Here is a 16,474-nt window from a genome sequence, read left to right on the forward strand (position 1 = left end):
TATAAGCTTCAACTTAATACCTAGATGGAGTTTACTATGTTACGAGTTGCAGCCGCTGCTCTTCTTTCTGTTATGGCATTTGGCATTCAAGCCAAAGAAGTCAGCATTTCTGGTTCTACATCAGTGGGCCGTGTGATGGACGTGCTTGCTGAACAGTACAACAAAACACACCCAGAAACCTATATCGCTGTGCAGGGCATCGGTTCTACTGCAGGTATCACCATGGTGAACAAAGGTGTTACTGAAATAGGTATGAGCTCACGTTATTTAACTGAAGGTGAGTTCAACGAGAAGCTACACGTAACCCCTATCGCCTATGACGGCCTTGCGGTTGTTGTTAACAAGTCTAACGACGTGAAGGACCTTTCTCGCGAGCAATTAACCAAAATCTATCAAGGTAAAATCACCAACTGGAAAGAAGTGGGTGGTAAAGATACCAAGATCGCTGTTGTCACTCGCGAAAGCTCATCAGGCTCACGCTACAGCTTTGAAAGCTTGCTTGGCCTAACCAAAGTGATTAACGGTCGTATGGTTTCTGACATCAGTCCTGAAAACTTGGTCGTAAACAGCAACAGTATGGTGAAAACCATCGTCAACCATAACCCACATGCAATTGGTTTTGTTTCACTCGGTTCGGTAGACAGCTCTGTTAAACCGATTACTTTTAACAACGTAGAAGCTACCTCTAAAAATATCACCAATAACAAGTATGAACTTGCCCGTCCATTCTTGGTGCTATACAACGAAGATAAGATTACTGAAGATGGTCAGTCTTTTGTAGACTACCTAGTGTCTAGCGACGGTCAAACCCTAATCGAAGATTACGGTTATACTCCGCTGAAATAATACTGATGGGGCGAACTTAGGTTCGCCTTTTTCTTTCCTTGTTTCCCGCTCTAGAACCCACTTAAATCTAATGCAACTTCCTCCCCCAGCCAATAGGCATATTCAGTATGATCTTTGAGGTCATCGCCAGTGACTCCATGGATAAACACTGTTAGGTCACCACGATTGTCATCAAGCCAAGGAACTAACCGTTCAAAGTCTTGCGCTTTAAATAGAATTTGGCAGCTCCATACGGTATGTGGTCCAACTGGTCTTTGGTTGATCGTGCCCAGTGGCAAACCAAACCGTTGACCAACCTGCTCACATAACTGGGTCGCAAAATTCAAACTGCTTTGGTCAAAATAGACATGAGCATGGTACAGCGAATGCTGGTTTACTGGTCTTTGAGGCATACATTAATCCTTGCTTGAAAGTGCTCGTTTTTGAACGATGAGATAAGTATGCACCTGAGGATATTGGTCAAACTCTAGATGCTTTATTTCACAACCAAGCTCAATGAATAGCTGCACAAAACCTGATGTGCCAAGTGAAGAATAATAGACTTCGGGCCCCATGAAATCGTCAGTATGAAAGCCTGCTTCCTCAACGCCACCAAACGAGAAAATGAATACACCATTTGGCGCTAGCGCATCCACAATCTTAGTCATTACAGGGCGCTGCATGTCTAATGGAATATGCCAAATGCTGTCCCATGCAGTGATAAAATCGTAGCTTTCATTGAGTTCTAGCTGGCAGATATCCCCATAAATGAATTCAACGTTTGGGTGTTTGCCTTGTGCGATTGACAACATTTCTGTTGAAACATCCAACCCTGTAGGTACAAATCCCTGATCTAACAGCAGTTGAATAAATCGGCCAGTGCACCCGCAACCAATATCTAATGCTTTTCCTTTGGTACTGGTAAACTGTAGTGCTTTCTTGTGCTGCTCAATACCATTGCTCAAGTTAAACTCGTCAGACTCCCAAAGGTGCGTAATGCTATTGTATGCTCGTCCAATCTCTTCCGGTTTCACGCTATATCCTTGAATTAAAGTGGTGCTGTCTTACACGAGTGTACATCATTTCTGTTCTCTGCCCAGAACACTGTGACAAATGATACTATTAAGGTCTCGAACGCAGGCGGTAGATATGAAAAATTGTAACCAATGCGGCAAGTGCTGCATCAAATATGGTGATGGTGCGATAGCGGCAACTGAGCAAGAAATAGAGCTTTGGGAGCTATTTAACCCAGATATTTTTGAGTACGTCAGAAATGGTGAAATATGGTTCGACCCTGCAACCGGCAAAAGACTCAATTTTTGCCCTTTTTTGCGTCTCGCAGCCAAAAACCACCCTTCGGATAAAGATAAATATACCTGTGATATCTACTTAGATAGACCCGAAGATTGTCGCCACTACCCTAGCCTCATTGATGAAATGGTTCGAGATGGGTGTGAAATGATTGAAGCCGTCGATTTGTCTAACCCTAAACGTGCTCAAAAGAAGCTAGATGAGCTGATGTGTGGTAGCAGACCTGCGAGTTACTAAAATGCGCCGCAGGCATAAACCTATGGCGCATTATTGAAGAGAACCAGTAATAAACGGTTCAGACAGCTGATAAAAGCGCTTTACGCTCTTTATTAACAATACAAAAATTGCCACGCTTGGTTCGGCATTTAGAACAGCGTTCACACTCTACTGGGGTACGGTCACCTTCTTTCCAGCGCTTGACCAATTTCGGCTCAGAGAGCAGTGGACGAGAAAGCGCAAAGTATTGAATTTTGGTTCTGGTAGCAAGTGCTTCAATTGCCTCAAAATCAGTGAGCCCGCCAACTGTTATCACTGGGATATTCACTTCTTGACTGATCACACCACCGTATTGGTGGAAGTAGCCCTCTGATTCAATTGCCAAACCATCATGCACCTCGCCCACCATGGTATCCGCTTTACCGTGGATATTGCCCGATACCACAATCGCATCGACACCAACCGACTCTAACGTCTTACAAATTTGGCGTGTGTCCTCAAAACTTTGGCCGCCTTCGAAGAACTCTGTTGCGGTCAGTTTCACCATCAGTGGAAAATCTTCGCCAGCCAACTTCCTTGTCGCATCGATAATTTCCAATAGAAAACGCATACGGTTCTCCAGGCAACCACCATATTCATCGTCACGACGATTGTAATAAGGGCTCAAAAACTGATTGATCAAATAAGTATGCGCCGCGTGGATTTCCACGCCATCAAAACCAGATTGCTTTGCTCTCAATGCCGCTTGAGCAAAAGCATCCACAATATAGTCGATCTCCTGCTTAGTCATGGCTTTACCGAGTGTTTGAGTTCCCTTTTCAGGCACGTCACTTGGTGCAAAAATAATACGTTCGCCAAGGTTGTAAGTGGTTTTGGTCCCGCCATAAGCGAGCTGCATAACGATTTTTGAACCCTTCTCATGAACCTGCTGAGTCAACTTCTGATACTCTGGGATAAATGAGTCATTGTAGATGCCCATCATTCCTGCATTGGGTTTTTCTTCTTCAACAATATTGGCATAACCTGTCACAATTAAACCCACTTCACCCTCAGCAAGTTCTTGGTAAATAGCATATAACTTATCTGTCATATGGCCATCTTCTGTCGCCATATTTTCCCAGGTAGCGGCTCGCATGAATCGATTTTTCAGTTCTAGTTTTCCGATACGAGACGGTTCAAACAAAATGCTCAATGTGTTGCTCTCTTCTTTATAGGCAAAAATAAAAAAACAGCCGCACGATAACGTGACGACTGTTCCTTAGTCATTCTTGCGCTGTTCTTAGCTTGTGAGACGGATTCTAGCAAGCCAATACCCGCTAATTCTTAACCTAGATTAATAAACCTGTGGTTAATACGACACACAAACAAGCTTACACCGATGGCAACTCCGACTTGAGGTGAACAAGCATTTGATAGGCAGACTTGGCTGACATTTGGTAAGGTTCAAATTCAGTTTGTCCGGAATACTTCATGTTGATAGGTACAGTCAGGCTAGACGTTGGAATGTAACCCATCGACCAGTCAACAAACTCACGCTCGCTGATGTCTTCAAAGCTCAATATGGTGATATCGGTATGACGTCTATCTTGAGCAATTTTGTTATAGATATTGTTAACGGCATCACGAGAGCCTTCGAGGCACTGTAAAAAATACTTACGGTTAAAACAGAGCATTCCCGTTACATGTGCTTCACTGTTATTTTCTCTTGCCACAAGAAGGATGTCATCTAACGTAGAATGGGCAAACTCTTCGGTAACGGTACTCACATAGATTAAGCGTGATAAGAACATAATTAACTAGCCATTTGGTTGTTGGTATTGTTCTTAAAATATAATCCAAGTTGAAAAGTTTGCCAGATAGCTCAATTAGTACTCGACAGATAAAGAGTAGAGGCCCGAGCCCATACCCTCTCCTCTTACTCTAACGTAATAAGTCCCAGCGCTGATCGTGCCAGTAAGCTCGCTATAGCCAAGCGCTCGCTCCGTTGTACCAAGAACATTGCCCGAGCTGTTTAACACTTCCATCAACATCTCATTACCTCGTTCAACGCTGCGATTAATTGAGAAAAGAATCTCAGACTCTTTTTTTAAATCGATTCGGTAATAATCTACATCTTGGCTACCATCGATATAGTTAGCTAATGAGTGAGCTTTTCGTCTAACCTTAACCGCTGTCTCCATCGAATCATTTCCCTCTTTATCGAGAGAGTGAGTTTCAACAAGTAAAGCAAGTTTGGCCTGCCCTTCCTGCGAAACTGGTGACAGGTTTTTGCGATATAGTACATTGAGCATGTAGAACATGTTTGACTCTTCTTGATCATCGCCAACATAACTGACGCCACTTTCATAAACATGGAACTTTTCTAAAGCCTCGTCGATTGCATTGCCTGTCTCACCGAGCACATTTGTGTGAGAGTCAAAGTTTTCAACCTTATCGATAATCTGGTTAAAGCGAGCTAAATCTTGATTTGCAATAACTGAAATTATTGGGGCTGGATAAAACTTCATGCTCGGAACATTAATGTCTGCTCCAATTGATAACAAATAGTCGAAATATTCGAATTGGCGATGACTCGCAGCGGCAGAAATTGGGTAGGCATCATCATTTTGTCTTTGCGTGACATCAAAGGACGCTCCATGTAGTTGTTTAGCGAACTCGATGGCACCCACCTTAGCCAAAGCCTCCTTCAGTCCATCTTCAGGCCTCTTTACAACAACCTCTACACCTTCAAGTATTTCGATACGTTCCTTTATTTTGTCTCTCACTTTTTTAGCCGTCGTAGAGTCTTTACCATCACAATCGTAGAAAAGCTCGTTCCACATATCCTTTGCGTCCTTGAAATTACGCTTGGCCGCTTGGTACTTTTCTAGCAATATTTTTCTCTGCTGATATAAGTTTTTTAACTGCTCTGGAGTTTCAGCTTCATAATATCTTGCGATCTGGAGATTCTTAGCGACGTAGTTATTCTGGTCGTACGCTTTAAGTTGAAGATCGTTAGCCTTATCCCAATCATAATCGCTGCATGCATGACCCGCTGCTGGCAGCATAAGTGCTAGCATCATCCATGTATATCTCATATATCTTTCCTTGTTATCATTACACTAACGCTTTTACTGCACGCTCAACGCCTAATCTTGGGCTACTGAGTATCGGCATTGAAGATGAAATTGACTGGCAAACACCCGCCATTGACGCTTGCGCTAAGACCACGACATCAAAACCTAAGCTGTTCGCTTCGATCCCATCTTTTATCTTGAGGTGATACTGTTCTAAATCACCATCGACAAAATGCGGCCATGCGTCTTTCACGCAATGAAAGTTAATATCGCTGATGGCTTCGATTCGCTCCATAGAGCTTTCAAGAAGTTCCAAAGTGGGCTGCAAAGTACTTTCTACGGCCGCGAGCACCAATATTTTTCCACCTAATTGAGCGGCTTTATCTGCCATTGCACGGTCAATTCGCTGAATAATACATCCATTTAGTCCGTCCAACTGCTCTGCCACCTGACCTATGGAAGAGCAAGTCACCACTATTAAGCGACTTTTCTCACTCAAGGAGTCCAACACTGTCGTGATTCTTGAGCTCAGCTCTTCATCCATGCCATGACGTTGCGCATAGATCAAAAGCGATTCATCGACATGATGATGAGTGATAACCTCGGGCGCTATCTCCTTAATAATGCGCTCAAAGTTATCAACATGGATTTGCCCAGTATGCAAAAACGATATGTCGTACATTCACTAGTCCTTGTTAGTTTTGCGCCAATTCAATTTAACGCTGTTGCTTGTTAAGGTTTACCAAATACCGCAAAGCTCGACCATGCTGCTGGATCGGAAAGGTCGCCCTGTTTCGCAATCATGGCACGTTGCGCATTCGCCAGCGCAGTAAACGTGTTTTGGTTTGGTCTTTTAAGCTCATTGTAGAAAATACGCATCAGTTCAGAGGTTGCAGCATCATTGACTTGCCAGTAACTCGCCACAACGGTTGGAACCTTAGCGTGGGCAAATGCACGCGCCATTGAGGCATATTCCAATCCTTTTACTCCTATTCCAGACTCACATGCTGACAAGACGACAAGATCTGTTTCTTGAAGGTCCATCATAGAGATATCAATTACCCCTAAGCGTTGATTATCAGCCATCAGTAGGAAGCTATCTGCAGGGTCTTCTGAATCCAGTATGCCGTGGGTAGCAAAATGGATCACTTGACTATCAAGCGCATGATTTTCTAGCTCTTCTATCGAGGCTTCTTCGCCTTCAAGTACCACTGAATCATCTGAGTAGATGTTTTCAATCGCTTCAACTTCTTGCCTTGCCCCCGGTAGAGATCCATCGGGATCCGAGACGAATAGCGCCATTTCATTCAATGACTCTTCGCCACCAGCAATCAGGTTGAAGTGATAGAGTGATGGCAAAATACCCAGCGGATAACGCTCGATGGCATATTCTAGACTTGGCTCGCTATTTCGAATGAGTGCTGCAAATGGTACATAGTTAAGCGTACCGGCTGGCGTGATGTAGACTTCTTTTTTGCCGTCTAAATGGCCCTCAATTGGGCGAAGCAACTTATCATACAACCAGGTAAGACTTTGCATCATCTCTTCTTTACTACCACTCGGTCCAGATTTGATAAAGCCCCTAACCTGTTCAAACGGAGCGCCTTCGATGTCGACATGTAACTTGAGCGCTTGTTTACGAAGGCCATAGCTTACATTGGCGATATGACTGCTAAGTTCAGTTTGGTTGACTGACACTTCAAACACATTAGCGCCTTCCTTGCTTACAACTTGAGTAAGCAGTTTGTCTGGCGTTGGGATGAATTGAACCAACACTTGATCACTGGTGAGTTTGTCATTTAATGCGCTAATTTCACGAGGATCGACACGCAACATTTGATACAAGGCCGTGTGGTCTCGCTCAAGATTAGCCAGCAATCTCTGCCTGGTACGCTCTTTACGCTTCAACTCTTTTTGCAACTGCTTTGAAGTTTTACTCGGTTTATCATCCGCACTTGGCTCGGTGAAACCTGTATTCTCTCTTGCACTCTGAGATTCAAGCTCAGCTTCTAATCGTTCTAGATCATCCTCTACAGAACGGTATTTAGCTATCAGCTTGCCCTGTTCCGAGTTTTTTGGAATGTTGTCCAGAAATAGCGTCGAGATTTCATTTTGAATCTCGGTATTGGTCGCCAGAAACGCTTGTGTGCCCATGTTGTGGTCACTTAGCAGAGAAGCAAGTCCACCAGCGTTGTACAAGGTTACACCCAGATCGGTTGCGACAAAGACTCGCCCGCGACCGTCAACACTGACCGAATGCACGACACGTGCACCGTATTGACCAAACGACTGGTCTTTGATTAACAACTGATTAAGCCTGTCTGGGTAGAGCCAGCCAGAGGATTGATACATCACAACCCCGGCCGCCGATGGGAATAGCCAAGCATCATCTTCGCCGAGCTTGACTCCCTCACGACCTAAGAACAGCATTTGACTGCGGTCGCTCATTTCTTGATAACTCTTATCCCCCATGGTTCGATAAGATCGCCACTTGCCGTTATTATCCAGCAGGAAGCTACCACCGGTTGAGACTATCGCTTTATCTTCTGAAATCGGTGTATAGCCTAGCGCAAACCAATTCGGCTTTTCACTTCGCTTCACACGCTCAAAACCAAGTTCACCCAACCTCAGTAGACCACCAGTTAAGTACACCCCTTGATGATCCAAATGACCTTCATTAGAGGCAACAACATATAAGTCACCTTGAAGATCTCTAAACACTTTCGCCAGCATATTACTGCGAGAAGGGAAACGTTTAGGATCAATGTAATAGTTAAAGTGCTCTAACTCACCCTGTTTCCAGTGAAACAGATCTGCACCCGCCACAACCCAAATCGAGTCATCGGTATCGACGAAAATATCTTCGATGGGTCTATTTTCATGATCACTGGTTGCTTTAAACAGTTCCACTGTATCGGAAGTCCCGACAGCAATTTTTACCACGGTACGACCATCGTGTGTAATCAAGTCCCCGTTGGAGTTGCGGCGCAATATGCGAGCATTCACACCACTAAAGCGAATTGGCTCTACTTCACTCTCATCTTCGAAGAAGGCCATAATATCACCACCAGTTGCGGCAAACGTGGCTCCAAACTCTTTGATATAAAGCAAATCGGACGTTTTACCCAGTCCCTCAAAACGACTGCTTCGGCTCGGTGCGAAATCATATACACCTTCTTGCGTCAAAATCGTCCAGTCACCCCTAGAGCTGCTTGCAGCCGCAAGCGGCCCAACACTTAAGCCACCACGCATTTCTTCATAAGGAAGTTCAATTAGGTGGAATCGCTGTTTGTGCCAAATGCCTAAACCTGTATCGCTGAGTACGGCTGGTACGTAGCCCAACTCAGGAAGATAGAGCTCAGTAAACCCAACCATACGTTGACTCATCGGCATAGTACTGGCGTCTGCGATAACCTGAGCATCGTCAAACACACCGTAGTCAAAATAGCGAGATTGGAGTATCTTTCCATCCCACCACCACAGCGTTCCTTCATAGGCATGCCACATGAAATATTGGACACCTGAGGCAATCTGACTCGACTCGCCTTTGGCATTCACAAGATGTAGGTTTTCTCCCGACAAAATGACCCAGTGCTGATCATCAAGACGTTTAAATTGGTCAACGCCGTATGTAAGGTCAGCCTTTACTGCCGTAGTTCGGTTAGTTTCATCAATCTCCAGTAGTTGCTGCCCTACAGCCAACCAAACATGGTCTTGGTAACTCTCAACATAGGCAACGTTTTCTGATGCTAAGTCATCTTCGAGGCCGTTCCAACGCACGACATTATCTTGCGTATCCACCACAAACAAGCCGCCTTGGGTCGCTAGGTAGACTGCGCCACTGTCTGCTTGCACGATATTTCGCACATTCATCCGCAATGCGGTATCGGGTTTGTCACCACTTCTCACTAATTTGCGAGATACACCGTCATAATTAAACCAGCTCCAGAAGTTGTTACGTTTGAGCATCAACCCATCTTCGGTCCCAACCCACACGTCACCATTATCCAGTGCTAAAACCGATGAGATTTTGGAGCCATCTAGTTTTAGCCCTTCTATCTTTGGTAACGCATTGCGATACCAGTAGCCAGTATTGGAGACGATGCTGTTGTGTCGCCAACTTTGCTCTTGGATCTCTCTAAAGGCGAGATGGCTAGTCTGTTCGATAACACTTTGCACTGACTCATCTTGCTGATTCTGGCTCAACCATAAACGCATACTTTGCGCCGTTGACAACTCTTCTTCCACCAGACCCAATGGTCGAGTTTTATTTTGAGTTTCCATCCAGAATTTTACGAACTGAGCCACCTGTGCACGCCATTGTGGGTCGGCATGATAGCTTTGGTACATATCAAAGCTCATTGCAATCAAGTCCGACGAGTAGTTGCCAAGGTTTGTGGCCAAATGGCTAGCAAGCTCAACCCCCGTGTCTAGGATGGCTTGATGTCGCTCTGGGCCATCTGCGTATAACGCATCTTGGTGGCGAGACTCTAACACCTCTATCTTGTCATCGCGATAGTCGAGCTTAGGCAGTTTGAATTCTTGGCGAGCTGTTTGTGTGCTTTTTGCCAGTGAAAGTAAAGATTGGAAACTTTGCGTGATACGAAGCGCCATCTTATGCCCTTCTTCACTGAATGTGCGGGTGATCTCCCCTTCCTCATCGTATTCCACTCGCAATGTGCCCATACCGACTAAGGTGATCTCTACTGGTTTGTTAAGCGCATTGTAACGAAACAGCATCTCGGTAGTTGGCGTCTTCATCGAGGTAATACTGTTATTGAGGTCGTAATTTAACTCGACAGAGTCCCCATTGGCATTATTGATCGATGCTAAATTACCTCGCAGGTCATAACCGATTTCCAAGAATGAAGCACCACGGCTCATGTAAACTGGCTTACCGATAATAGGATCGTCTCGCTGTATGTAGACCTCGCCATTGGGAAGTACGATCTCCACTTCAGCAAGGCCATTATTGTCACGCTGACGAACGATATTTCCTTCACCAGCCAAGGCTTCTTTACGCATCGAGTCAAACCAACCAACGTATCGGAGTGAAGATGAGATGGCGCTGTCATAGCGGTAGCTCAGGAAGCCTGCCAAGTGATCTCCGAGATCACTTAGCGCTTTTTGCTCAAGCTTCTTACTGACAACCACACCACGACTTCTCGCATCATTAAGCAGTTTCAATGCAATCGCAGCGGTACCCGTGCCCCAATATAAAGCGTCACTGGCCAGCGCATTCACTTTGTCCCCATTGTAAGGGTCGCGCCTAATCATCTCGTAGCCATAGCGATAGGCGGCAGTGTTTGGCAAATGGTCTCGATAGTTTTGTACCAATATCTGCAATACATTAGTGTTGTCTGGATTTATATCGCTGTAGTTTTGGATTTGTTTAGCGGCATTGGCAAAATCATCCATTGCATAATAGATATCGGCAGCACTTCGATAGTAAGTGGATAGATAACCAAACCCATCTCGATAGCTATGCCAGTCTTCAAGGTGCTTTTGCAGCTCCTCACTAGGCAACTTGTAGCGCTGAGCTTGACGAGTTAGCAACCACGTCTTATTCCAAACCCAGTCATTTTTCTCCGATGGGCTTTTGACTCCTAGTGCGGCTTTGTCTAACCAGTCCCATGCAGCTCGATAATCATCATCAAACGCAGCGATTTCAAGCATATTAAGGTTGGCGTTGAAATTTGACGGTTCTATCTCTAGTTGAGCGAGCCAAACGTTAGATTTATCCGATGCCTTTTCGGCAACCAATTCCCACAGGGTATTATTCCACAACTGTTGTTTGCCCAACTCAAATAGGTAACGTTGTGCAGCAGAAGCGTTTTGCTGCGCCTTTACAGCGTTATACAAGGATTTAAGAAGTGTATTGTTGGTCGGATAAAGTTTCGCAAGTTGCTCCAAATGCTCTACCGCTTTGTCCGCTTGATGATTACGGATCAGCTCGTTGGCATACTCTTGTGCCAACGAAACATGGTTGGGAAACAACCCCATTGCGGTCTCTAGCAATTTACTCGCCTGCTGTGGCATATCTGCTTTTTTGTAGAGTTTAATTCCTTCCAAATAGGTCCATACCGTCGGGTGCTCTTGCTCCTCAAGTGCTATTTGAAGTGCTTTTATTGCCAACGAGGTTTCTCCGATGCTCGACAGGCTTTGGATGTAGATGCGCCACTCATAATCTCCCAGTTCACCAGAAGTTAGGAACGGGTCAAGCGTTCTCACTACCTTGGTATGATGGTCATCCGCTTTAAACAGAATGGCCTTATTGAGTGCGAGTAATACGGAATCTGGTGCATCTAACGCTTCGTAGATATCGTAGGCACGTCCTTTATCACCACTTTGACGATAAGCGGTTGCCGCATATCGTTTCGCTCTTAAATCCCAAGCATCGAAATCATTATTATACCAACGGGCTCTTAACGCCGTGCTGCCCTCAAGTTGCTCATCACGTCCTAACACCGCAAGTCGCTTATGGACCTGACCGATATTGGAATAGAAAGGGAAACTACTCACCCCTAACTGGAAGTGTTCAAGCGCCTGCTGATGGAAACTGCGTCCAGCATAAAAATAACCGAGTGACGTTGCTAATCGGCTATCGTAAGTCTCATCCAGCCACTTGTGCTTTAATACTCTTAGATTAACCTCATTAACCGCTTTATCGGCTAATACCTGAGCGCCCATCTCCGCAACTAAGGTATTTTGTAGTTGCTCATTTGCAAGTAGTGCCTTGAGTCGCTCACTAAATACTTCACTGGCTGCCCAGTCACTATCATAATAGTTCCAACTCAATTGCCAGAAATTTGGTGCGAGCAATAAGCCTTGCTCTAAAATCTGCCACCCCTCTTCTAAACGGCGATGATCAATGTAATAACGAGCGACAGCATTGATTAGCCATAGATCTTGCAAGCTAGGAGTAATGCTCTTGTAGGCTTGTGCCGCTTGGGCAAGTTTTCCATGCGTTGCCAAAAACTCAGCTTCAAAACTATCTCCCATAGCGGTGGCCAATTGACTGTCCACTTGTTCAATCTTTTCAGGTAACAATCGATGGTTTTCGTGAACTTCCAACCACACATACCTTGCAAACGGATGCGGTTTGCCCGAAAGCAAATTGCTCTCAATGCTATTGATAAGCTTTTGAGGTTCACCAAAATTATTCAGCCATGACCAGTATCTGATAAGCGGATCATCATACAGTTCATTAGATACCCATTGCGCTTGCGGAAGCTTAAAGTGCTGATCAAGCACGGCCATTATCTGCGTATGTCCTTGGTCTGCCGCTAGGTCAAAAGCGTCTCGTCGCTGCTCATTCTTAAAGTGAGGATCGACGCCTTGCTTTAATAGCGCAGTGACTAATTCAAGGTTATTGGCTGTGACTGCTTTTTGCAGTAAAACAGGTCTGTCTTCTGCAGCAAGTTTTGGCAAGTACTCTAAAGCCATCGATGCCGACGAGGACGTGGCTATCTCTGCCACAACTGCGGCACTTAGCTTTAAACCTTTATCAATTAACATCTGAAAAGATGCTGTGTCCTCTTTTTCGAGCAAGTGTGAAAGCAAACTTTTTTCTTGGTAATCTTTTGCAAAGACCAATCGCTCTAATGCAACCGGACTAGCTTCCACCCACTGTTCAAACGCTACATCGCTAGGCGTTTGATAGATATGGGTGACAAAAGGGAGACCAAAACTGTCTAGAGTTTCGTTGTAAGCCCCCTGACTCCAAAGCTGATAAGCAAAGGCATATTGCTGTTTTTCAACCGCACGCCAAAGCAAAGCGTTCCAGCTCGACTGATACTTGAGATTTTGAGCCTCAACGAGTGCAGATACCGCTTGGCTCTCTTTTTCTATCGCCACTCTGATCAGAGAAGCACTTTCCTTCTCAGATAATTGGTTGAAATCAACCTCCGTTGCCCAACTTTGCCAGGTCGTCTCTGATACATAACCTAACCCCATGACTATTGGGCTGATTTGGTCAGGGTCCGAAGACACTAGCTGAGCCCCTATTTCAACCAACTGGTTAGCTAGCTGGTCATAAACAGCTTGTTGTGATTCGGTCGGTTTTTCTTCTAATAGTGTTACCAACCATTCATCGGCGTTTTCTGGCTGATAACTTTTGAGCAGCTCAATGATTACGGGATAGTTAGCACTGTAGAGTAGGTTCTCAACCAAAGATTCGATTTCATCAACGCTAAGCTTTTGTCCTAGATCTTTTGTCAGTGCATCTACACTGGCTTGATAAATCGTTAGCTCCTTTTCAGTGTAGCCTTCTGCTTCGACAAATAGCAGACGAGACAATAGATCATTGTGCTGTGATGCGTTTAGCACTGAAAAATCCACATGCCCAAGCACATCGATAAACAGGCGGTCATCTTCAATATCTGAGAAATAAGGCAGTAATAACGACAGCGCTTGCTGTTTATCAGGTTGGGCAAGTGCGCTACTCACCCACTCGCCAAGCTTTTCTTCTTCGTAATAAAAGATATCTAGATCTAGGCTATTTACCTGCTCTGCGTCTAGAAGCGGCAGTGCTTGATAGAATATTTTCGGCTGATCGTATTCAATCGCTGCGGTTGCTAATGGGAGGAAGTTTTCCTTACGCTGCGCTTTTATCACCATATGGGCAAAACTATCGGTGAGTTCTGGATCTTCAAAAGCTAACATCAGACTTGATGCAAGTTGTTGTGACTCCGCCTCAATACTGGCGTTGTTTTCGATAAGTTTGCCCATGATTTTTTCTGAACCGTAAGCGGTTGCTATTTGCAGCAATGTGGTTTCAAAAGCATCATGAATTTCAACAAACAAAGTGGAAAATTGTTGTTCAAATAAATCGGGGCGATTCAACCTTGCGCTGTAACGAAGGATCTGAAAACGTAAATACTCTGGGTTCTCAGTGGTGTTTGGGTTTTGAAGTTCCTCAAGTAGAAGCTCTAGAATTGCATTGGCAACTTTCGGCTCGCTCATGAGTGCCCAATCTATTTGAGAAAGCCCTTCAACCACCTCAAAAGGAGAATATCCCTGAACCATGAGTTTTAAAGCCAGATCATCGTTTTGATAATCAAGCGCCCAATCTAACAATGAGTAGCCATCTTGCGAGCGTGTCTTTGCAGATAGACCAGCTAAGTGCAGTAATTCACCGACATCCAGATCAACCTCGTCATATTCTAAGGCGAAGATACTATCGATTACGTTCCAGCCATTATTGGCCGCCTGATTGACGTCCATTTCCTCTGAGATCAACCACTCTACGATATCTGCCCGACCTGACAGTACACCATAGTGAAAAGGAGTAGCCCCCGTCGAAGCACTTGGTTCAAGCGGAGCTCCCATTTTTTGCAGTACTCTCGCTGCGAGCAAATCGCCCTTTTCGAGCGCCGCTAGCATCACTGTTCGGCCGTAGTCATCTTCTTGAACGAGACGAGCCCCATGGTAATGAAGCATTTCAAGCGCATCAGTGTTGTTGGAGTATAGGGCGATAAATATTGGGTAGGTTTCGCTTTGAGAATCGTAGGCATTGACATCTGCGCCAGCCAATACGGCCTTCTCTGCGCTTTCAACATCCCCATAATAAAGATCATCAAGCCATTGTGCCTGCACCGATGTCAATGACAACAGCACAAACACTAGCCCACTGAGTAAAGATCTGAGCCAATCAAACATACTTTAACTAACCTTACTGACTATCATTTTTGTTTTCCCTAGAAAACAATTGTAACAACAAGGTTGCAATATGGTTAACTCAATTACTAACAACAAGTAGTGAATTATCAGTTGTTAATGAAGAATGAGAGATCGATCTAAACTGACAGCGCTTAATGGAATAAAAAGTGGAAGTATCAAGGAAATTCATTTGAGGCCACAACGGAGCTGCGACCGAGGTAACTAAGGAGGACGGGTAATATAAGCTGCTACTGTATGTCTAGTGACTTGAGCCTAAGCGTTGACTCTATTTCGGTTAATGCCGAGACTCTGTCTCTCCCATTTTTCTTGGAAAGATATAACATCTCATCAGCCAAATTAAAAAACGCATCTGGCTTCTCCTCTCGCTTGGGTATGATCGAAGCGACACCGATGCTTACACTCAACCCACTTTCACACTCAGTCTCTTTAGTTCTAGGTAAAGTTTCTAAGTGCACATTTTCTAATATATCTTCTGCGATAATAGAGGCTTCAAGTGAGCCGGTTGAACCTAAAATAACCGCAAATTCATCCCCACCGATCCGAGCACACAAATCCCAAGGACGACGAGCGTTACTTTCAATCACTTTCGCCAATCCAGACAAGCACTTATCTCCTATTTGATGACCGTGAGTGTCATTGATTTGCTTAAAATTATCCAAATCAATCAAGAGCAATGACACTGGCTCCTTACGCCTCACGTGTTCTCTCCAAGTTTGAGCATAAAATTCATCAAATTTACGACGATTGGCCACCTTGGTTAATCCATCTTGTGTTGCAAGCCAAGATATCTTTTCTTCAGCTAAGCGACGCTTGGTAATATCTAAGTGCATCACCACAAAATATCTCTCCCCGTCGATATCACACGCAGTAGCTCTCATTAAAAACCATCGATGTTCCGAAGCACTATGGCAAGGATACTCATAACCAAACTCAGAAGTACCACCATCAAGAAGATCTTTTAGTCCTTCTGCTACCAACCTCGCATCATCATCACCATTTTCTGCCGCTTTAATACAAGCTTCTAAATAGTTGTCACCGATCCAACCGCTGGTATTACACGCATTGTTTTCCTGTGCAAAACGCTTCCAACTGTCGTTGACAAAGACGATTTCCCCTCTGCTATCTACCACGGTAAGTTGCTCGGAAATGGCGTTCAGTACCGAGCAATAGAAGTGATTTGCCAACATCATAGCCTAGCCTTCAATGAATCTTTATTATCTCAATAAGACTAGCCTATCTTAAGCACTAACACAGAATGAATATGCCACCAACGACATAACTCCAACTCGACCGAATAGTAAGTCACTGACTAATCAATAGTTGTTTACAGCGCTTATTCCAGAATTGCTATGCGCATAACATTTTGTTCTATCTAAAAGTGACAT

10 protein-coding genes are annotated in these 16,474 nt (G+C 44.6%); 2 read left to right on the plus strand and 8 right to left on the minus strand.

The window, feature by feature from the left end; translation table 11 throughout:
* Positions 1-36: 36 nt before the first annotated feature.
* Positions 37-846 carry a phosphate ABC transporter substrate-binding protein gene (locus J4N39_RS19735; protein ID WP_252024097.1) on the plus strand — a complete coding sequence of 270 codons (810 nt, stop codon included), beginning with the start codon at positions 37-39 and terminating at the stop codon, positions 844-846.
* A gap of 50 nt (positions 847-896) precedes the next feature.
* Here the strand turns inward: J4N39_RS19735 and J4N39_RS19740 are convergent, their stop codons facing one another.
* The gene (locus tag J4N39_RS19740; protein WP_252024098.1) at positions 897-1,238 is read right to left on the minus strand and encodes a DOPA 4,5-dioxygenase family protein; all 342 of its coding nucleotides are present in this window, start codon (positions 1,236-1,238) and stop codon (positions 897-899) included.
* A gap of 3 nt (positions 1,239-1,241) precedes the next feature.
* Positions 1,242-1,859 carry a class I SAM-dependent methyltransferase gene (locus tag J4N39_RS19745; protein ID WP_252024099.1) on the minus strand — a complete coding sequence of 206 codons (618 nt, stop codon included), beginning with the start codon at positions 1,857-1,859 and terminating at the stop codon, positions 1,242-1,244.
* Positions 1,860-1,974: 115 nt separating this feature from the next.
* Here J4N39_RS19745 and J4N39_RS19750 point away from each other — a divergent pair, with 115 nt between their 5' ends.
* The gene (locus tag J4N39_RS19750) at positions 1,975-2,373 is read left to right on the plus strand and encodes a YkgJ family cysteine cluster protein (protein WP_252024102.1); all 399 of its coding nucleotides are present in this window, start codon (positions 1,975-1,977) and stop codon (positions 2,371-2,373) included.
* 58 nt (positions 2,374-2,431) lie between these two features.
* Here the strand turns inward: J4N39_RS19750 and J4N39_RS19755 are convergent, their stop codons facing one another.
* The 6 genes from J4N39_RS19755 to J4N39_RS19780 form a co-directional block, all read right to left on the minus strand.
* Entirely contained in the window at positions 2,432-3,487 is a 1,056-nt protein-coding gene (locus tag J4N39_RS19755) for an NADH:flavin oxidoreductase (RefSeq protein WP_252026855.1), read from the minus strand.
* Positions 3,488-3,722: 235 nt separating this feature from the next.
* A complete protein-coding gene (locus tag J4N39_RS19760; protein ID WP_252024104.1) occupies positions 3,723-4,142 on the minus strand; it encodes a BLUF domain-containing protein in 420 nt (139 codons plus the stop codon).
* A gap of 75 nt (positions 4,143-4,217) precedes the next feature.
* A complete protein-coding gene (locus J4N39_RS19765; protein ID WP_252024106.1) occupies positions 4,218-5,429 on the minus strand; it encodes a PPC domain-containing protein in 1,212 nt (403 codons plus the stop codon).
* 19 nt (positions 5,430-5,448) lie between these two features.
* Positions 5,449-6,090 carry a hypothetical protein gene (locus J4N39_RS19770; protein WP_252024108.1) on the minus strand — a complete coding sequence of 214 codons (642 nt, stop codon included), beginning with the start codon at positions 6,088-6,090 and terminating at the stop codon, positions 5,449-5,451.
* Between the two features lie 50 nt (positions 6,091-6,140).
* Positions 6,141-15,068 (minus strand): CHAT domain-containing protein, encoded by an 8,928-nt coding sequence (locus J4N39_RS19775; protein ID WP_252024110.1) that lies wholly within the window; start codon positions 15,066-15,068, stop codon positions 6,141-6,143.
* A gap of 248 nt (positions 15,069-15,316) precedes the next feature.
* Positions 15,317-16,279, minus strand: coding sequence for a sensor domain-containing diguanylate cyclase (locus J4N39_RS19780; protein WP_252024112.1), 963 nt, complete (start codon positions 16,277-16,279; stop codon positions 15,317-15,319).
* Positions 16,280-16,474 lie beyond the last annotated feature (195 nt).

This window comes from Vibrio sp. SCSIO 43136 (assembly GCF_023716565.1).
Classification (GTDB): Bacteria; Pseudomonadota; Gammaproteobacteria; order Enterobacterales; family Vibrionaceae; genus Vibrio.

Excerpts from the sequence above, each read along its gene's own strand:
- J4N39_RS19760 (WP_252024104.1), bottom strand. The coding sequence starts at position 4,142 with ATGTTCTTATCACGCTTAATCTATGTGAGTACCGTTACCGAAGAGTTT.
- J4N39_RS19740 (WP_252024098.1), bottom strand. The coding sequence starts at position 1,238 with ATGCCTCAAAGACCAGTAAACCAGCATTCGCTGTACCATGCTCATGTC.
- J4N39_RS19765 (WP_252024106.1), bottom strand. The coding sequence starts at position 5,429 with ATGAGATATACATGGATGATGCTAGCACTTATGCTGCCAGCAGCGGGT.
- J4N39_RS19775 (WP_252024110.1), bottom strand. The coding sequence starts at position 15,068 with ATGTTTGATTGGCTCAGATCTTTACTCAGTGGGCTAGTGTTTGTGCTG.
- J4N39_RS19780 (WP_252024112.1), bottom strand. The coding sequence starts at position 16,279 with ATGATGTTGGCAAATCACTTCTATTGCTCGGTACTGAACGCCATTTCC.
- J4N39_RS19770 (WP_252024108.1), bottom strand. The coding sequence starts at position 6,090 with ATGTACGACATATCGTTTTTGCATACTGGGCAAATCCATGTTGATAAC.
- J4N39_RS19755 (WP_252026855.1), bottom strand. The coding sequence starts at position 3,487 with ATGCGAGCCGCTACCTGGGAAAATATGGCGACAGAAGATGGCCATATG.
- J4N39_RS19735 (WP_252024097.1), top strand. The coding sequence starts at position 37 with ATGTTACGAGTTGCAGCCGCTGCTCTTCTTTCTGTTATGGCATTTGGC.
- J4N39_RS19750 (WP_252024102.1), top strand. The coding sequence starts at position 1,975 with ATGAAAAATTGTAACCAATGCGGCAAGTGCTGCATCAAATATGGTGAT.